The sequence below is a fragment of the Pseudomonas sp. LPB4.O genome (assembly GCF_038383825.1).
Classification (GTDB): domain Bacteria; phylum Pseudomonadota; class Gammaproteobacteria; order Pseudomonadales; family Pseudomonadaceae; genus Aquipseudomonas; species Aquipseudomonas putida.
The window spans coordinates 5662773-5679781 of sequence record NZ_CP151298.1; the positions used below are offsets into that span (position 1 = coordinate 5662773).

A 17009-nucleotide genomic window follows, 5' to 3' on the forward strand; every position below is an offset into this window, starting at 1 on the left:
GGTCCTATAACGCCACATCGAGAAAGCCCGGCGCCTGGGCCAGGGCGAAGGGGCTGAAGATCGCCCAATTGCGTTCACGCGGGAAATGCCCCTGCACAAAACGTGCAGCGGCGCGCAGCAGTGGCTGGGGCGGCGACAGCTGCAGGCTGTCCAGGTCAAAGTGCTGCAAGCCCAGTACCTCGTCCACCAGCAGGCCGACGAACAGTGCCTCGTGGTCCAGCACCAGCACCCGCCGTTGCTTGCCCGGGGCGGCGTGGCCCAGGCCGAAGAAGCTGCTCAGGTCCATCACCGGCAACAACCGGCCGCGCAGGTTGGCTACCCCGCACACCCATGGCTGCACACCGGGGACGCGGCTGCTGCGCGGTTCACGCAGCACCTCGGCCACCTCGCCCATGGGCGCGACAAACCACTGCCCGGCAATGCGAAAACCGATACCGCTCCACTGTTGCAGGCGGTTGTCTTGCGGCGGTTGGTCGGCGACCAGCAGGCGGCAGCGCCGGTCAATGTCCAGCAACAGCTCGAAGGCGGTCAGCGACGCGCCTTGCGGGCGGGTGGTCAAGCGCCTAGCACTTCTTTGAGCTTGGCGATCAGGTCGTCTTCTTCCACGGGCTTGGTCACGAAACCCCTCGCGCCCTGGCGCTTTGCCCAGATGCGATCGGTTTCCTGGTCTTTGGTGGTAACGACCAATACTGGAATGGCGCTGGTCTCGGGGTCCTTGCTCAATTGCCGGGTCGCCTGGAAGCCGTTGAGAACAGGCATGACGATATCCATCAACACTGCATCGGGCTTTGCCTGACGCGCCAGCGCCACGCCATCGGCACCGTTGCTGGCTTTGAGCACCTCATGACCGTGCTTTTCAAGCCATCCGGCCAATTTGTACATCTCTGTCGGCGAGTCGTCGACAATCAGAACTCGGGCCATGCTGTTTCCCCATCAGGAAAGTAAGGCCGTGCCATGGCGGGGCGCGGTCAGGGTACGTGTTGTGGAGGCGCGGTAAACCCGGGCACGTGGGCGCGGATCGCGTCGAGCAGCTCTTCCTTGCTGAACGGTTTGGTCAGGAACTGATCAGAGCCGACCACCCGGCCGCGGGCCTTGTCGAACAGGCCATCGCGCGACGACAGCAGGATCACCGGGGTGTCCTTGAAAGCACTGTTGTGCTTGATCACGGCGCAGGTCTGGTAGCCGTCCAGGCGCGGCATCAGCACATCAACGAAGATGATGCTGGGCTGGTGGTCGACGATCTTGGCCAGGGCATCGAAGCCGTCGCTGGCGGTGATCACCTCGCAGCCCGCCTCACCGAGCAACATCTGCGCGGTGCGGCGGATCGTGCGGGAATCGTCGATCACCATCACCTTCAGGGGTTGTTCCATAGACGCCTACCAATGGAAATTAGCTGCACTTTTAGCATACTCCGGGTGGCCATTCCATCTGCGCCGCCCCTTGACCGGCGGCGTTCGCGGCGCCACCCTGAGCCACTTTTCTTTCGCCATCGCGGCCACCTGCCGCCAAGAGGAACCACCCCATGAGCGTTCGCCTCGGCATTGTCATGGACCCCATCGCGTCCATCTCCTACAAGAAGGACAGTTCGCTGGCCATGCTGCTGGCCGCCCAGGCACGCGGCTGGAGCCTGTTCTACATGGAACAGCAAGACCTGTACCAGGGCGAAAGCAAGGCCCGCGCCCGCATGCGCCCGCTGAAGGTGTTTGCCGACCCGGCGCATTGGTTCGAGCTTGGCGAGGAGCAAGACAGCCCGCTGGCCGAGCTGGACGTGATCCTGATGCGCAAGGATCCACCCTTCGACATGGAGTTCGTCTACAGCACCTACCTGCTGGAGCAGGCCGAGAATGATGGCGTGCTGGTGGTCAACCGCCCGCAGAGCCTGCGCGACTGCAACGAAAAGATGTTCGCCACGCTGTTCCCGCAGTGCACCACCCCAACCCTGGTCAGCCGCCGCCCGGACATCATTCGCGAATTCGCGGCCAAGCATGTGGACGTGATCCTCAAGCCGCTGGATGGCATGGGCGGTACGTCGATCTTCCGTCACCGCGCTGGCGACCCCAACCTGTCGGTGATCCTCGAAACCCTGACCGCACTGGGCACCCAGCAGATCATGGCCCAGGCTTACCTGCCAGCGATCAAGGACGGCGACAAACGCATCCTGATGATCGACGGCGAGCCAGTGGACTACTGCCTGGCGCGTATTCCGGCCAGCGGCGAAACCCGAGGCAACCTGGCCGCTGGCGGACGTGGCGAAGCGCGCCCGCTGACCGAGCGCGACCGCTGGATTGCCGCCCAGGTCGGCCCGACCCTGCGCGAGAAGGGCCTGTTGTTCGTGGGCCTGGACGTGATCGGCGACTACCTCACCGAAATCAACGTCACCAGCCCCACCTGCATCCGCGAGATCGATGCTGCCTACAACACCGATATCGGTGGCAAATTGATGGATGCCATTGATCGCCACCTCAAGGCGCGCTGACAGCCAACGCGAAGCAAAGCCGCAGAGTGGGGTATGATGCCGGTCCTATTCGACTGAGCTGCTGCCCCGCCCAGCAGTTGCTGGATACCTGATGACGCTGCCCGCTGACATCCCCTCCGACCTGCTGCCGCCCCGTGTTCGCCCGGTGGACCGGCTCGGCTTTACCCTGTTCCTGGCTGCCCTGGTGCACCTGGCGCTGATTCTTGGCGTCGGCTTCACCGTGGTCAAGCCTGCCGAAATCCGCCACACCATGGACATCACCCTGGCCACCTTCAAGAGCGAGAAAGCGCCCGAGAAGGCCGATTTCCAGGCTCAGGACAACCAGCAGGGCAGCGGCACGCTGGACAAGAAAGCGGTGCCCACCACCACCGAACTGGCGCCGTTCCAGGACAGCAAGATCAACAAGATCACCCCGCCACCCGCCGCCAGGCCCGAGGTAGTACCACCCCCTACCCCACAAAAGTCGGCGGTAGTGACGACTGCGCCCAAGCCACAAAAGGTCGAACCCAAGCCCAAGGAAAGCAAGGCCCAGCCCAAGCCGGCGGCGCCAGCGCCCGACTTCGACAGCTCGCAGCTGTCCAGCCAGATCGCCAGCCTGGAGGCGGAGCTGTCCAACGAGCAGCAGATGTACGCCAAGCGCCCGCGCATCCATCGCCTGAATGCCGCCTCGACCATGCGCGACAAGGGCGCCTGGTACAAGGAAGAGTGGCGCAAGAAGGTCGAGCGGGTGGGCAACCTGAACTACCCCGACGAAGCACGTCGGCAACAGATTTACGGCAACTTGCGGATGATGGTGTCGATCAACCGCGACGGTTCTCTGTACGAAGTGCTGGTACTGGAATCGTCCGGGCAGCAGGTGCTGGACCAGGCGGCGCAACGCATCGTGCGGCTGGCCGCGCCGTTTGCACCGTTTACCGGGGATCTGGCCGAGTTTGACCGGCTGGAGATCATTCGTACCTGGCGGTTTGCCCGTGGGGACCGGTTGTCGAGCAACTAGGGCACGACTGGCTGATCCGCAGCGTGTGGTCAGCCCAGCCCCCTTGCCAACGCCCGTCAACTGGTAGTTTTACCAGTTTACCGGTCACCAGTTTCTTCCTAGAGTTCGAGCCACTCCACAAGAATAGGTTCGCCACCCATGCCCCGCAGACAGGAAATTTGCAATAAGTTAAACATTAAGAAACCCACCAGGGTGACAACGCGGACGAGCCCCAAGGTAAATGAGCCGCCCATGCCCCGTGTGACGCTAACGATTGGGGGTCAGCAAGCAATCCAGCTGACCGCTGAATCCATGGAATGGCATGTTACCAAGTATGATGACTTCAGCAATTACAGCTATTTCGATGCAGCATTCCAAAGCAAAGAAATGCAGTTCAGCATTAGCATTTTGAACAATACCAGGCCCTTGGAAAATGGCGAGTTCAAACTGACTACGCAACTAATTCCGGACTATGGTCACCTCGCCTATTTTGAAGACGCTGACGGCAACGCCGAGATTGGCAGTGGCACCGTCACCTACGACAAGGTCACGCACCTGACACTTGTTCGATCCTCATTCACCTTCACCGCACACAGTCTTAAGCATGAGGTTGAAGTTCATTACCCCGTGCCCGCCCCAACCTAATGAACTCAACGCCAAGGCTGGCCTTGCCCCCAGCCTTGGCACACGCTTCGACGGCGCGCTTGCTCACCCCATCACCGCGCCATCCTGTCGATAATGCGCTCTTGACCTTGTCAGCCCGGCGTCCCGACGCCACACTTAGAGGCATGAAAACCCTCGCACCCAGCTACCTCAAGCACCAGTTCCTGATCGCCATGCCGCACATGGCCGATCCGAACTTCGCCCAGACCCTCACGTACATTGTCGAGCACAATGAGCATGGCGCCATGGGCCTGGTGGTCAACCGGCCGCAGGAATTGAGCCTGGCCGACATCCTCGAGCAGCTGCGCCCGGACGAAACGCCGCCGGCCAGCACCTTGCAGGTGCCGATCTACCAGGGTGGCCCGGTGCAGACCGACCGCGGCTTCGTGCTGCACAGCAGCGAATGCAGCTTCCAGGCCACCGTGGCCCTCGAAGGCCTGTCGCTGACCACATCGCAGGATGTGCTGCTGGCCATCGCCGCCGGGGTGGGCCCGAAACAGAGCCTGATCACACTCGGTTATGCCGGCTGGGAAGCGGGTCAACTGGAGGCGGAGCTGGCCGACAACGCCTGGCTCAACTGCCCGTTCGACCCGGAAATCATCTTTGACCGGGCCAGCGACCTGCGCCTGGAAGCAGCGGCCGCCAGCCTGGGGATCAACCTGCACCTGCTGACCAGCCAGGCGGGCCACGCCTGATGGCCGAACTACGCCTCTTGCTGGGTTTCGACTACGGCAGCAAACAGATCGGCGTGGCCGTCGGCCAGGTGATCACCGGGCAGGCACGCGAGCTGTGCACCCTGAAGGCGCAGAACGGCGTGCCGGACTGGGCTCAGGTGGAAAAGCTCATCAATGAGTGGAAACCCGATGCCATTGTCGTCGGCCTGCCGTTGAACATGGACGGCACGGCCAGCGAGATGAGCGCCCGCGCCGAAAAGTTCGCCCGCCGCCTGAACGGCCGCTTCAACCTGCCCGTGCATACCCACGACGAACGCCTGACCACCTTCGAGGCCAAGGGCGAGCGCATGGCCCGTGGCGGCCAGCGCGGCAGCTACCGCGACAACCCGGTCGATGCCATCGCCGCCGCCCTGTTACTGCAAGGCTGGCTGGAGGCCAATACCTGATCATCTTTGCCGCCGGGCCCGCCCGGCGCACCCTTCCGAGGAGCCCGCAATGAGCCTACCCAATCCCGCCGACCTGATTCGGCAGATGGCTGTCGACCTTCGTGCCCACCTGGCGCGCCGGGCAATCACCGAGCCCCGTTACATCGGTATCCGCACCGGCGGTGTCTGGGTTGCCCAGGCCCTGCAGGAAACCATGGGCGACAGCAGCCCCATGGGCACCCTGGACGTCTCGTTCTACCGCGACGACTTCAGCCAGAACGGCCTGCACCCACAAGTGCGCCCGTCCGAGCTGCCGTTCGAGGTCGAGGGCCAGCACCTGGTGCTGGTGGATGACGTACTGATGAGCGGTCGCACCATCCGCGCGGCGCTCAACGAACTGTTCGATTACGGCCGCCCGGCCAGCGTCACCCTGGTCTGCCTGCTGGACCTGGATGCCGGCGAATTGCCGATCCGTCCGAATGTGCTCGGTGCCACCCTGTCGCTGGCCGCCCATGAACGGGTAAAATTGACCGGACCCGCACCGCTCGCCCTCGAGCGCCAGGACCTCGCCTCCGCTTCCGCCCTTTAAGAGTCCCCCGCGATGACGCCAATCGACGCCAAGCGCCCGCTGCAGCTCAATGATCAGGGCCAGCTGCGCCACTTCCTCTCGCTCGACGGTTTGCCCCGCGAACTGCTCACCGAGATCCTCGACACCGCCGACTCCTTCCTGGAAGTCGGTGCCCGGGCCGTGAAGAAAGTCCCGTTGCTGCGCGGCAAGACCGTGTGCAACGTGTTCTTCGAGAACTCGACCCGTACCCGCACCACCTTCGAACTGGCGGCCCAGCGCCTGTCGGCCGACGTGATCAGCCTGAACGTGTCGACCTCCTCGACCAGCAAGGGCGAGACCCTGTTCGACACCCTGCGCAACCTCGAAGCCATGGCGGCCGACATGTTCGTGGTACGCCATTCCGACTCCGGCGCGGCGCACTTCATCGCCGAGCACGTGTGCCCGGACGTCGCAGTGATCAACGGTGGTGACGGCCGCCACGCGCACCCGACCCAGGGCATGCTCGACATGCTCACCATTCGCCGCCACAAGGGCAGCTTCGAGAACCTCTCGGTAGCCATCGTCGGCGACATCCTGCACTCACGCGTGGCCCGTTCCGACATGCTGGCGCTCAAAGCGCTGGGCTGCCCGGACATCCGCGTGATCGGCCCGAAAACCCTGATCCCGATCGGCATCGAGCAGTACGGCGTAAAGGTCTACACCGACCTCGCCGAAGGCCTGAAGGATGTCGACGTGGTGATCATGCTGCGCCTGCAACGCGAGCGCATGGCCGGCGGCCTGCTACCCAGCGAAGGTGAGTTCTACCGCCTGTTCGGCCTGACCACCGCGCGCCTGGCCGGGGCCAAGCCTGACGCCATCGTCATGCACCCGGGCCCGATCAACCGTGGTGTGGAAATCGAGTCGGCGGTGGCCGACGGCAAGCACTCGGTGATCCTCAACCAGGTCACCTACGGCATCGCCGTGCGCATGGCCGTGCTGTCCATGGCCATGAGCGGGCAGAACGCGCAACGTCAATTCGACCAGGAGAACGCCCAGTGACCATCAGTATTCTTGGCGCCCGGGTCATCGATCCCAAGACCGGCCTGGACCAGGTCACCGACCTGCACCTGGACGGTGGCCGCATTGCCGCCATCGGCGCTGCGCCGGCCGGCTTCAGCGCCAGCCGCACGATCCAGGCCGATGGCCTGGTCGCCGCACCGGGCCTGGTCGACCTGGGCGTGTCCCTGCGCGAGCCGGGTTACAGCCGCAAAGGCAACATCGCGAGTGAAACCCGCGCAGCCGTGGCCGGCGGTGTCACCAGCCTGTGCTGCCCGCCACAGACCAAGCCGGTGCTGGACACCTCGGCGGTGGCCGAGCTGATCCTGGACCGCGCCCGTGAGGCTGCCAACAGCAAGGTGTACCCGATCGGCGCCCTGACCAAAGGCCTCGAAGGCGAGCAACTGGCCGAGCTGGTGGCCCTGCGCGACACCGGTTGCGTGGCCTTCGGCAATGGCCTGAAACAAATCCCCAACAACCGTACCCTGGCCCGCGCCCTGGAATACGCCGCCACCTTCGACCTGACCGTGGTGTTCCACTCCCAGGACCGCGACCTGGCCGAGGGCGGCCTGGCCCACGAAGGTGCCATGGCCAGTTTCCTCGGCCTGCCGGGCATCCCGGAAAGCGCCGAAACCGTGGCACTGGCGCGCAACCTGCTGCTGGTGGAACAAAGCGGCGTGCGTGCGCACTTCAGCCAGATCACCAGCGCCCGTGGCGCACAGCTGATTGCCCAGGCGCAGGAACTCGGCCTGCCGGTGACCGCAGATGTGGCGCTGTACCAGTTGATACTCACCGATGAGTCGCTGCGCGAGTTTTCCAGCCTGTACCACGTGCAGCCACCGCTGCGCACTGCCAAAGACCGGGATGGCCTGCGCGCCGCGGTCAAATCGGGCGTGATCCAGGCGATTTCCAGCCACCACCAGCCCCATGAGCGCGACGCCAAGCTGGCCCCGTTCGGCGCCACCGAGCCGGGCATCAGCAGCGTCGAGTTGCTGCTGCCACTGGCCATGACCCTGGTACAGGACGGCCTGCTCGACCTGCCGACCTTGCTCGCCCGCCTGAGCAGCGGCCCGGCTGCCGCCCTGCGCCTGCCGGCCGGTGAGCTGAAAGTGGGTGGTGCGGCCGACCTGGTGCTGTTCGACCCGCAAGCCTCCACCGTTGCCGGCGAGCAGTGGTTCTCGCGTGGCGAGAACTGCCCGTTCATCGGCCACTGCCTGCCGGGTGCGGTGCGTTATACCTTGGTCGATGGCCACATCTGCCACGAGGCCTGAGTAACCCTCACAGGCCTCATCGCCGGCAAGCCAGCTCCCACAGGAAATCACTGCCATCAGGCCCTGTGATGACCTGTGGGAGCTGGCTTGCCGGCGATGAGGCCTTTGCAGGAGAGCACCAACCATTCATCCCCCACGGTTGAAATCCTTCCCCCAACCCCCATATGAGTCTGCATCAGGCACTTTCGCCCCGCTGCGTGGAGACTCTCCCCTTGACCACCATCGTTTCTGTCCGCCGTAACGGCAAAGTCGTCATGGGCGGCGACGGCCAGGTATCTCTCGGCAACACCGTGATGAAAGGCAACGCCAAGAAAGTGCGCCGCCTGTACCACGGCCAGGTCATCGCCGGCTTCGCGGGTGCCACCGCCGATGCCTTCACCCTGTTCGAGCGCTTCGAAGGCCAGCTGGAAAAACACCAGGGCCACCTGGTTCGCGCCGCCGTCGAGCTGGCCAAGGAATGGCGTACCGACCGTTCCCTGAGCCGCCTGGAAGCCATGCTGGCCGTGGCCAACAAGGATGCCTCCCTGATCATCACCGGCAACGGTGACGTGGTCGAGCCCGAAGACGGCCTGATCGCCATGGGTTCCGGGGGTGCCTACGCCCAGGCAGCAGCCCGCGCCCTGCTGAACAAGACCGACCTTTCGGCCCGTGAAATCGCTGAAACTGCCCTGAACATCGCCGGCGACATCTGCGTGTTCACCAACCACAACCTGACCATCGAGGAGCAGGACCTGGCCGACTGATTCAGTTGCTTTGGCGCCTCTTCCCGGTGAAGGGGCTTTTCCACGCTGACTCACCTGCCCCAGGACCCTATTGATAATGTCCATGACCCCCCGCGAGATCGTCCACGAACTCAACCGCCACATCATCGGCCAGGACGACGCCAAGCGCGCCGTGGCCATTGCCCTGCGCAACCGCTGGCGGCGTATGCAGCTCCCTGCAGAGCTGCGTGCCGAAGTCACCCCCAAGAACATCCTGATGATCGGCCCTACCGGCGTCGGCAAGACCGAAATCGCCCGTCGCCTGGCCAAACTGGCCAACGCGCCGTTCCTCAAGGTCGAAGCCACCAAGTTCACCGAAGTGGGCTACGTGGGCCGCGACGTCGAGTCGATCATCCGTGACCTGGCCGACGCCGCGCTGAAGATGCTGCGCGAGCAGGAGATCATCCGCGTGCGCCACCGCGCCGAGGACGCCGCTGAAGACCGTATCCTCGATGCCCTGCTGCCGCAGGCGCGGGTCAGCAGCTTCTCGGAAGAAGCCGCGCAGACCAGCAGCGATTCCAACACCCGCCAGCTGTTCCGCAAGCGCCTGCGTGAAGGCCAGCTGGACGACAAGGAAATCGAAATCGAAGTGGCCGATGCCGTGGGCGTCGAAATTGCCGCGCCGCCTGGCATGGAAGAGATGACCAATCAGCTGCAGAACCTGTTTGCCAACATGGGCAAAGGCAAGCGCAAGGCGCGCAAGCTGAAGGTGAAAGAAGCGCTGAAGATGGTTCGCGACGAAGAAGCGGGCCGCCTGGTCAACGAGGAAGAGCTCAAGGCCAAGGCCCTGGAAGCGGTCGAGCAGCACGGCATCGTGTTCATCGACGAAATCGACAAGGTTGCCAAGCGCGGCAACGTTGGCGGTGCCGATGTGTCCCGTGAAGGCGTGCAGCGCGACCTGCTGCCACTGATCGAAGGCTGCACCGTCAACACCAAGCTGGGCATGGTCAAGACCGACCACATCCTGTTCATCGCCTCGGGTGCGTTCCACCTGAGCAAGCCAAGCGACCTGGTACCCGAGCTGCAAGGCCGCCTGCCGATCCGTGTCGAGCTGAAGGCACTGACCCCTGAAGACTTCGAGCGCATCCTGCAAGAGCCGCACGCTTCGCTGACCGAGCAGTACCAGGCCCTGCTGAAGACCGAAGGCCTGAACATCGAGTTCATCGGCGATGGCATCAAGCGCCTGGCCGAGATTGCCTACCAGGTCAACGAAAAGACCGAGAACATCGGTGCCCGCCGCTTGCACACCCTGCTTGAGCGTTTGCTCGAAGAGGTGTCGTTCAGCGCTGGCGACCTGGCCAGTGCCCATGACGAAACGCCGATCCAGATCGACGCTGCGTATGTGAACAGCCATCTGGGTGAACTGGCGCAGAACGAAGACCTGTCGCGTTACATCCTGTAAGACCGCAGGGGCCGCTTCGCGGCCTTTCGCCGGCAAGCCAGCCCCCACAGGATTATCACGATCCTGAATGCTGTGAAGCACCTGTGGGAGCTGGCTTGCCGGCGATTGGGCTGTAAAGCAGCCCCCCTTGCGCAATCCCCAGAATGTCCCGAAGCTGTGCATCATCAGCTCCCGAGAGATTCCAGCCATGGCCCGCATGCCCACCGCCATAAACCTGCACAAAGCCTCGAAAACCCTCACCCTCACCTACGCCCCCGGCGAGGTCTACCACCTGCCCGCCGAACTCCTGCGCGTGCACTCCCCCTCCGCCGAGGTCCAGGGCCACGGCAACCCCATCCTGCAGTTCGGCAAGATCAACGTCGGCCTGGTCGGCCTGGAGCCTGCCGGCCAATATGCACTGAAACTGACCTTCGACGACGGCCATGACAGCGGCCTGTTCACCTGGGAATACCTGGAACAGCTGTGCCTTCGCCAGGAACAGCTGTGGGCCGACTACCTCGACGAGCTGCACAAGGCCGGAAAATCCCGCGACCCGGCCGCATCGGTTGTGAAACTCATGCTCTAGCCCAAGGCCTGCAGGGTTTAGAGCGCATTTTCTAAATTCATCTGTTTGAATGACTTGCAGACAGCCCAGTGAAGGGCTGTCTTGCGCATTACATGAAAGTCGGGTAACCAATGGGTGTGGCAAGTTCCCTGCATCACTTTGCAGGCAGTCAGAACCCCCGCAGCACCGCTGTTCCTTATCACTGGTCACCCGAGTAGCAGTACCGGGCTCAGGGCTGTGCGCTTGTCACAGCAACCGGTACTCGTCTCAGGACAACGGAGCGTCGTAGATGAGTAACAAGAACAACGATGAGCTGCAGCGGCAGGCCTCGGAAAACACCCTGGGGCTGAACCCGGTCATCGGCATTCGCCGCAAGGACCTGTTGAGCTCGGCACGCACTGTGCTGCGCCAGGCCGTGCGCCAACCGCTGCACAGTGCCAAGCATGTGGCCCACTTTGGCCTGGAACTGAAAAACGTGCTGCTGGGCAAGTCCAGCCTGGCCCCGGAAAGCGACGACCGCCGTTTCAACGACCCGGCCTGGAGCAACAACCCGCTGTACCGCCGCTACCTGCAAACCTACCTGGCCTGGCGCAACGAGTTGCAGGACTGGATCGGCAACAGCGACCTGCCACCCCAGGACATCAGCCGCGGCCAATTCGTCATCAACCTGATGACCGAAGCCATGGCGCCGACCAATACCTTGTCCAACCCGGCAGCGGTCAAACGCTTCTTCGAAACCGGCGGCAAGAGCCTGCTCGACGGCCTGTCCAACCTCGCCAAGGACATGGTCAACAACGGCGGCATGCCCAGCCAGGTGAACATGGACGCCTTCGAAGTGGGCAAGAACCTGGGCACCAGCGTAGGCGCGGTGGTGTACCGCAACGATGTACTGGAGCTTATCCAGTACAGCCCCATCACCGAGCAGGTGCATGCCCGCCCGCTGCTGGTGGTGCCACCGCAGATCAACAAGTTCTACGTGTTCGACCTGAGCCCGGAAAAGAGCCTGGCACGCTACTGCCTGCGCTCGCAGCAGCAAACCTTCATCATCAGCTGGCGCAACCCGACCAAGGCCCAGCGTGAATGGGGCCTGTCCACCTACATCGATGCGCTGAAAGAAGCCGTCGACGCGGTGCTGGCGATTACCGGCAGCAAAGACCTGAACATGCTCGGTGCCTGCTCCGGTGGCATTACCTGCACTGCGCTGGTGGGCCACTATGCCGCCATTGGCGAAAACAAGGTCAATGCCCTGACCCTGCTGGTCAGCGTGCTGGACACCACCATGGACAACCAGGTCGCCTTGTTCGTCGATGAACAAACCCTGGAAAGTGCCAAGCGCCACTCCTACCAGGCTGGCGTGCTGGAAGGCAGCGAAATGGCCAAGGTGTTCGCCTGGATGCGCCCCAACGACCTGATCTGGAACTACTGGGTCAACAACTACCTGCTCGGCAACGAGCCCCCGGTGTTCGACATCCTGTTCTGGAACAACGACACCACGCGCCTGCCGGCCGCCTTCCACGGCGACCTGATCGAAATGTTCAAGAGCAACCCACTGATCCGCCCGGATGCACTGGAAGTGTGCGGCACCCCGATCAACCTGAAAAATGTGCAGTGCGACATCTTCAGCGTTGCAGGCACTGCAGACCACATCACCCCGTGGCAATCGTGCTACCGCTCGGCGCACTTGTTCGGCGGCAAGATCGAGTTCGTGCTGTCCAACAGCGGCCATATCCAGAGCATCCTCAACCCGCCAGGCAACCCCAAGGCGCGCTTCATGACTGGCGCTGACCGCCCGGGTGACCCGCTGGCCTGGCAGGAAAACGCCACCAAGCACGCCGACTCCTGGTGGCTGCACTGGCAGAGCTGGCTGAGCGAACGTGCCGGGGAGCTGAAAAAAGCGCCAACCCGCCTGGGCAACCGCGCTTATGCCGCTGGCGAAGCCGCACCAGGCACCTACGTTCACGAGCGCTGAGTTGCGTTGCCGTGGCCGCCATGAGCGCGCCACGGCGCTTTTTTCACGACAGAGTCGAACGCATGCCGGAACCCTACATCTTCAGGACCGTCGAACTGGACGACCAGTCCATTCGCACCGCCGTCCGCCCGGGCAAGCCACACCTGACACCGTTGCTGATCTTCAACGGCATCGGCGCCAACCTGGAGCTGGTGTTCCCGTTCATCGAGGCGCTGGACCCGGACCTGGAGGTCATCGCCTTCGACGTGCCCGGTGTGGGTGGTTCATCCACCCCGCGTCATCCCTATCGCTTTCCTGGGCTGGCCAAGCTCACAGCACGCATGCTCGATTACCTGAACTACGGCCAGGTCAGCGCCATCGGCGTGTCCTGGGGCGGCGCCCTGGCCCAGCAGTTTGCCCACGACTACCCGGAGCGCTGCAAGAAACTGGTGCTGGCCGCCACTGCCGCCGGCGCAGTCATGGTGCCGGGCAAACCTAAAGTCTTGTGGATGATGGCGAGCCCCAGGCGCTACGTGCAGCCCTCCCATGTGATCCGCATCGCACCGCTGATCTACGGCGGCGCCTTCCGCCGCGACCCGGACCTGGCCATGCACCATGCGTCCAAGGTGCGCTCCGGGGGCAAGCTGGGCTATTACTGGCAGCTGTTCGCCGGCCTGGGCTGGACCAGCATCCACTGGCTGCACAAGATCCACCAGCCAACGCTGGTGCTGGCCGGTGACGACGACCCGCTGATCCCGCTGGTCAACATGCGCCTGCTCGCCTGGCGGATTCCCAATGCCCAGCTACACATAATTGACGATGGCCACCTGTTCCTGATTACCCGGGCCGAGGCCGTCGCACCGATCATCATGAAGTTTCTCCAGGAAGAACGTCAGCGCGCGGTCATGCATCCGCGCCCCGCCTCTGGCGGTTGATTGTCGCTGCCCAAGCATCGGGTAAGACGAGGGAGTGTTGCCATGACAGACAAACCGGGCAAAGGAACGAAAACGCTTCCCGCCACCAGCATGAACGTGCAGAACGCCATACTCGGCCTACGCGGGCGCGACCTGGTGTCGACCCTGCGCAGGGTTGGCCGCCACGGCTTGACCAACCCGCTGCACACGGCACGGCATCTGTTGGCGTTCGGCAGCCAGCTGGGCCGCGTGATGCTGGGCGACACGCCCTACCAGCCCAACCCTCGCGATGGCCGCTTCAGCGACCCGACCTGGAGCCAGAACCCGTTTTATCGCCGTGGCCTGCAGGCCTATCTGGCCTGGCAGAAGCAGACGCGCCAGTGGATCGATGAAAGTCACCTGGACGACGATGACCGCGCCCGTGCGCACTTTCTGTTTGGCATGATCAATGACGCCCTGGCACCGAGCAACTCGCTGCTCAACCCGCTGGCGGTCAAAGAACTGCTGAACACCGGCGGGCAAAGCCTGGTGCGTGGCGTGGCCCACTTGCTCGACGACCTGCGCCACAACGACGGCCTGCCGCGCCAGGTGGACGAACGTGCCTTCGAGGTGGGTGCCAGCCTGGCGGCAACGCCCGGTGCGGTGGTGTTTCGCAACGAGCTGTTGGAGTTGATCCAGTACAAGCCGATGAGCGAAAAACAGCACGCCAGGCCTTTGCTGGTGGTGCCGCCGCAAATCAACAAGTTCTATATCTTCGACATGCAGGCGCACAACAGCTTCGTTCAGTACATGCTCAAGAACGGCCTGCAGGTGTTCATGATCAGTTGGCGCAACCCCGACCCGCGCCACCGCGAATGGGGCCTGTCCACGTACGTACAGGCCCTGGAAGAAGCGCTGAACGCCTGCCGCAGCATCAGCGGCAACCGCGACCCCAACCTGATGGGTGCCTGCGCCGGCGGCCTGACCATGGCCGCGCTGCAGGGCCACCTGCAGGCCAAGCATCAGTTGCGCAAGATCCGCAGCGCCACTTACCTGGTGAGCCTGCTCGACAGCAAGTTCGACAGCCCGGCCAGCCTGTTCGCCGACGAGCAGACGGTAGAGGCCGCCAAGCGCCGATCCTATCAACGGGGCGTGCTGGACGGCGGCGAAGTCGCCAGGATTTTCGCCTGGATGCGCCCCAACGACCTGATCTGGAACTACTGGGTCAACAACTACCTGTTGGGCAAAGCCCCACCCGCGTTCGACATCCTGTACTGGAACGCCGACAACACACGCCTGCCCGCGGCACTGCACGGGGACTTGCTGGACTTTTTCAAGCACAACCCGCTCACCCACCCGGCAGGCCTCGAAGTGTGCGGCACGCCCATCGACCTCAAGCAGGTCGACCTGGACAGCTTTACCGTGGCCGGCAGCAACGACCACATCACTCCATGGGACGCCGTGTACCGCTCGGCCTTGCTGCTCGGTGGCGACCGGCGTTTCGTGCTGGCCAACAGCGGGCACATCCAGAGCATCATCAACCCGCCGGGCAACCCCAAGGCCTACTACCTGGAAAACCCCAAACTGTCCGGCGACCCGCGCGCCTGGTTCTACGAGGCCAAACGCAGCGACGGCAGTTGGTGGCCCTTGTGGCTGGAATGGATCACACCGCGCTCCGGCCCGCTCAAGGCTCCCCGTACCGAGCTGGGCAACAGTACCTATCCACCGCTCGGCCCGGCGCCAGGCACCTATGTCCTGACCCGATGAGCCCTACGACTGGATGAAGACCCGCGACCGTATCCTCGAATGCGCCCTGCAACTGTTCAACCAGCAGGGCGAACCGAACGTATCCACCTTGGAGATTGCCAACGAACTGGGTATCAGCCCGGGCAACCTGTACTACCACTTCCATGGCAAGGAGCCCTTGGTGCTGGGCCTGTTCGAGCGCTTCGAAGAAGCGCTGATGCCCCTGCTCGACCCGCCCTTGGACGTGCGCCTGGACGCCGAGGACTACTGGCTGTTCCTGCACCTGATCGTCGAGCACATGGCCCAGTACCGCTTTCTGTTCCAGGACCTGTCCAACCTCACCGGCCGCCTGCCCAAGCTGGCGCGCGGCATGCGCAGCCTGATCAATGCACTCAAGCGTACGCTGGCGGCGTTGCTCGCCAGCCTCAAGGGCCAGGGGTTGGTAGAGAGTGAGACCCAGGCGCTGGGGCAACTGGTGGAGCAGATCACAATGACGCTGCTGTTCTCGCTGGATTACCAGCGGGTGCTGGGACGCGAGGCGGATGTGGGAATTGTGGTGTACCAGGTGATGATGCTGGTGGCGCCGCATCTGCAGCCACAGGCGCGGGCGGCGGCGGAGCAGTTGGCGGTGCGCTATCTGGAAGGGTAGAAACAACATGCTGACAACGCCGTCATTGTAGGAGCGGCCTTGTGCCGCGAATGGGCCGCAAAGCGGCCCCGCGATCTCAGCGTCAAGGCAAAGATCCCGGGGCTGCTTTGCAGCCCATTCGCGGCACAAGGCCGCTCCTACGCTGACCGTGTTTGCCCGGAAGGCAATCTGCTTTCAGATCAGGGTACCGGTGCCGTTTGGTGCCGACGGTGCGCTGCCGGCCGGGGCGGCTACAGGTGCCGGGGCTGGGGTAGCGGCCGGGGCGGCACTGGCCGCTGGCGCTGCAGGTTTGGCGGCTGCCGGTTTGGCCGGTGCTTTCTTCACCGCAGGTTTCTTCGCTGCCGCTGGCTTGGCCGCTGCCGGTTTGGCTGCCGGTTTTGCCGCCGGCTTGGCAGCTGCAGGTTTGGCCGCAGGCTTTGCTGCAGGTTTGGCCGCTGCCGTTTTAGCTGCAGGTTTGGCCGCCGCCGTTTTAGCAGCAGGCTTGGCCGCCGCTGCCTTGGCCAGTGGCTTGGCCGCTGCCTTGCTCGCAGCCGGCTTGGACGCCGCAGCGCGCGACGAAATCGGCGTAACCGAAGCACCGGTCAGCTTCTCGATCTGCTTGGTCAGGCTATCCACCTGCTGGTGCAGGGCCTTGATCTCGTTGCGGCTCGGCACGCCCAGGCGAGAGATGGCGCTGTTCAGGCGCTTGTCGAAGGCCTCTTCGAGTTCGCTCCACTTGCCCAGCGCAAGGTCCTTCACGCCAGACACGCGCGAAGTGGTCGACGACTTGGCGGTTTCGGCTACATCTTCAGCCGCCTTCTTCGCCTGCTTCTCGGCCTTCTCGCCATCTTTCACCAGCGAGTCGAACAGCTTCGGGCCGTCCTGGTCAACTTTCGAATAGATACCCAGCCCCGCCAGCCAGATCTTGCGGGAGTACTTCTCGATCCCGCCGACCCAGGAGCTGCTTTCTTTGTCGGAATTCTTCTTGCCAGCCATCCT

Annotated in this window: 19 protein-coding genes; 15 read left to right on the forward strand and 4 right to left on the reverse strand. The window is 63.6% G+C overall.

All coding sequences use genetic code 11. From position 1 onward, the window contains the following. Nucleotides 1-4: 4 nt before the first annotated feature. The 3 genes from MRBLPB4O_RS25605 to MRBLPB4O_RS25615 are packed head-to-tail and all read right to left on the reverse strand — an operon-like array spanning nt 5 to nt 1370. Nucleotides 5-559 carry a chemotaxis protein CheW gene (locus MRBLPB4O_RS25605; RefSeq protein WP_016489540.1) on the reverse strand — a complete coding sequence of 185 codons (555 nt, stop codon included), beginning with the start codon at nt 557-559 and terminating at the stop codon, nt 5-7. Further along, nucleotides 556-921: a twitching motility response regulator PilH gene (gene pilH / locus MRBLPB4O_RS25610; protein ID WP_016489541.1), complete on the reverse strand. Its 366-nt coding sequence runs from the start codon at nt 919-921 to the stop codon at nt 556-558. The genes MRBLPB4O_RS25605 and pilH overlap by 4 nt, the downstream gene beginning before the upstream one ends. 47 nt (nt 922-968) lie before the next feature. Then, entirely contained in the window at nt 969-1370 is a 402-nt protein-coding gene (locus tag MRBLPB4O_RS25615; protein ID WP_341796960.1) for a response regulator, read from the reverse strand. A 152-nt stretch (nt 1371-1522) separates the two neighbouring features. Here MRBLPB4O_RS25615 and gshB point away from each other — a divergent pair, with 152 nt between their 5' ends. From gshB to MRBLPB4O_RS25690, 15 genes are all read left to right on the forward strand, one after another. Next, nucleotides 1523-2476 carry a glutathione synthase gene (gshB, locus tag MRBLPB4O_RS25620; protein WP_341796961.1) on the forward strand — a complete coding sequence of 318 codons (954 nt, stop codon included), beginning with the start codon at nt 1523-1525 and terminating at the stop codon, nt 2474-2476. Nucleotides 2477-2567: 91 nt separating this feature from the next. Next, nucleotides 2568-3473, forward strand: a complete 906-nt coding sequence (locus tag MRBLPB4O_RS25625; protein ID WP_016501974.1) for an energy transducer TonB — start codon at nt 2568-2570, stop codon at nt 3471-3473. A 231-nt stretch (nt 3474-3704) separates the two neighbouring features. Then, nucleotides 3705-4097, forward strand: a complete 393-nt coding sequence (locus tag MRBLPB4O_RS25630; protein ID WP_341796962.1) for a hypothetical protein — start codon at nt 3705-3707, stop codon at nt 4095-4097. Nucleotides 4098-4240: 143 nt separating this feature from the next. Beyond that, a complete protein-coding gene (locus tag MRBLPB4O_RS25635) occupies nt 4241-4810 on the forward strand; it encodes a YqgE/AlgH family protein (protein ID WP_016501975.1) in 570 nt (189 codons plus the stop codon). Continuing rightward, the gene (ruvX, locus tag MRBLPB4O_RS25640; protein WP_174370678.1) at nt 4810-5235 is read left to right on the forward strand and encodes a Holliday junction resolvase RuvX; all 426 of its coding nucleotides are present in this window, start codon (nt 4810-4812) and stop codon (nt 5233-5235) included. The genes MRBLPB4O_RS25635 and ruvX overlap by 1 nt, the downstream gene beginning before the upstream one ends. A 49-nt stretch (nt 5236-5284) precedes the next feature. Further along, on the forward strand, nt 5285-5803 hold the full coding sequence (pyrR, locus tag MRBLPB4O_RS25645; RefSeq protein ID WP_341796963.1) for a bifunctional pyr operon transcriptional regulator/uracil phosphoribosyltransferase PyrR: 519 nt from the start codon (nt 5285-5287) through the stop codon (nt 5801-5803). A 12-nt stretch (nt 5804-5815) separates the two neighbouring features. Next, entirely contained in the window at nt 5816-6820 is a 1005-nt protein-coding gene (locus tag MRBLPB4O_RS25650) for an aspartate carbamoyltransferase catalytic subunit (RefSeq protein WP_008099987.1), read from the forward strand. Continuing rightward, complete coding sequence (locus MRBLPB4O_RS25655; RefSeq protein WP_341796964.1) at nt 6817-8088, forward strand: dihydroorotase; 1272 nt, start codon at nt 6817-6819, stop codon at nt 8086-8088. Before MRBLPB4O_RS25650 ends, MRBLPB4O_RS25655 begins: the two co-directional genes overlap by 4 nt. Before the next feature lie 212 nt (nt 8089-8300). Next, the gene (gene hslV, locus MRBLPB4O_RS25660) at nt 8301-8831 is read left to right on the forward strand and encodes an ATP-dependent protease subunit HslV (RefSeq protein ID WP_003249309.1); all 531 of its coding nucleotides are present in this window, start codon (nt 8301-8303) and stop codon (nt 8829-8831) included. Between the two features lie 76 nt (nt 8832-8907). Beyond that, nucleotides 8908-10251, forward strand: coding sequence for an ATP-dependent protease ATPase subunit HslU (gene hslU / locus MRBLPB4O_RS25665; RefSeq protein ID WP_341796965.1), 1344 nt, complete (start codon nt 8908-8910; stop codon nt 10249-10251). Between the two features lie 187 nt (nt 10252-10438). Then, on the forward strand, nt 10439-10816 hold the full coding sequence (locus MRBLPB4O_RS25670; protein ID WP_341796966.1) for a DUF971 domain-containing protein: 378 nt from the start codon (nt 10439-10441) through the stop codon (nt 10814-10816). A 268-nt stretch (nt 10817-11084) separates the two neighbouring features. Continuing rightward, complete coding sequence (gene phaC / locus MRBLPB4O_RS25675) at nt 11085-12764, forward strand: class II poly(R)-hydroxyalkanoic acid synthase (RefSeq protein ID WP_341796967.1); 1680 nt, start codon at nt 11085-11087, stop codon at nt 12762-12764. Between the two features lie 62 nt (nt 12765-12826). Then, complete coding sequence (gene phaZ / locus MRBLPB4O_RS25680) at nt 12827-13678, forward strand: poly(3-hydroxyalkanoate) depolymerase (protein WP_341796968.1); 852 nt, start codon at nt 12827-12829, stop codon at nt 13676-13678. Nucleotides 13679-13720: 42 nt separating this feature from the next. Then, a complete protein-coding gene (gene phaC, locus MRBLPB4O_RS25685; RefSeq protein WP_341796969.1) occupies nt 13721-15403 on the forward strand; it encodes a class II poly(R)-hydroxyalkanoic acid synthase in 1683 nt (560 codons plus the stop codon). A 13-nt stretch (nt 15404-15416) separates the two neighbouring features. Further along, a complete protein-coding gene (locus tag MRBLPB4O_RS25690; protein WP_016501984.1) occupies nt 15417-16031 on the forward strand; it encodes a TetR/AcrR family transcriptional regulator in 615 nt (204 codons plus the stop codon). 174 nt (nt 16032-16205) lie between these two features. On the opposite strand, the gene MRBLPB4O_RS25695 is transcribed toward MRBLPB4O_RS25690, so the two are convergent. Beyond that, entirely contained in the window at nt 16206-17006 is an 801-nt protein-coding gene (locus MRBLPB4O_RS25695; protein ID WP_341796970.1) for a phasin family protein, read from the reverse strand. Nucleotides 17007-17009: the final 3 nt, after the last annotated feature.

What these genes read in the sequence shown, in the direction of transcription:
- MRBLPB4O_RS25630 (WP_341796962.1), top strand. Translation starts at nt 3,705, where the DNA reads ATGCCCCGTGTGACGCTAACGATTGGGGGTCAGCAAGCAATCCAGCTG.
- ruvX (WP_174370678.1), top strand. Translation starts at nt 4,810, where the DNA reads ATGGCCGAACTACGCCTCTTGCTGGGTTTCGACTACGGCAGCAAACAG.
- MRBLPB4O_RS25670 (WP_341796966.1), top strand. Translation starts at nt 10,439, where the DNA reads ATGGCCCGCATGCCCACCGCCATAAACCTGCACAAAGCCTCGAAAACC.
- gshB (WP_341796961.1), top strand. Translation starts at nt 1,523, where the DNA reads ATGAGCGTTCGCCTCGGCATTGTCATGGACCCCATCGCGTCCATCTCC.
- pilH (WP_016489541.1), bottom strand. Translation starts at nt 921, where the DNA reads ATGGCCCGAGTTCTGATTGTCGACGACTCGCCGACAGAGATGTACAAA.
- MRBLPB4O_RS25650 (WP_008099987.1), top strand. Translation starts at nt 5,816, where the DNA reads ATGACGCCAATCGACGCCAAGCGCCCGCTGCAGCTCAATGATCAGGGC.
- hslU (WP_341796965.1), top strand. Translation starts at nt 8,908, where the DNA reads ATGTCCATGACCCCCCGCGAGATCGTCCACGAACTCAACCGCCACATC.
- MRBLPB4O_RS25615 (WP_341796960.1), bottom strand. Translation starts at nt 1,370, where the DNA reads ATGGAACAACCCCTGAAGGTGATGGTGATCGACGATTCCCGCACGATC.
- pyrR (WP_341796963.1), top strand. Translation starts at nt 5,285, where the DNA reads ATGAGCCTACCCAATCCCGCCGACCTGATTCGGCAGATGGCTGTCGAC.
- phaC (WP_341796967.1), top strand. Translation starts at nt 11,085, where the DNA reads ATGAGTAACAAGAACAACGATGAGCTGCAGCGGCAGGCCTCGGAAAAC.
- MRBLPB4O_RS25690 (WP_016501984.1), top strand. Translation starts at nt 15,417, where the DNA reads ATGAAGACCCGCGACCGTATCCTCGAATGCGCCCTGCAACTGTTCAAC.
- MRBLPB4O_RS25625 (WP_016501974.1), top strand. Translation starts at nt 2,568, where the DNA reads ATGACGCTGCCCGCTGACATCCCCTCCGACCTGCTGCCGCCCCGTGTT.
- MRBLPB4O_RS25695 (WP_341796970.1), bottom strand. Translation starts at nt 17,006, where the DNA reads ATGGCTGGCAAGAAGAATTCCGACAAAGAAAGCAGCTCCTGGGTCGGC.
- phaZ (WP_341796968.1), top strand. Translation starts at nt 12,827, where the DNA reads ATGCCGGAACCCTACATCTTCAGGACCGTCGAACTGGACGACCAGTCC.
- MRBLPB4O_RS25635 (WP_016501975.1), top strand. Translation starts at nt 4,241, where the DNA reads ATGAAAACCCTCGCACCCAGCTACCTCAAGCACCAGTTCCTGATCGCC.
- phaC (WP_341796969.1), top strand. Translation starts at nt 13,721, where the DNA reads ATGACAGACAAACCGGGCAAAGGAACGAAAACGCTTCCCGCCACCAGC.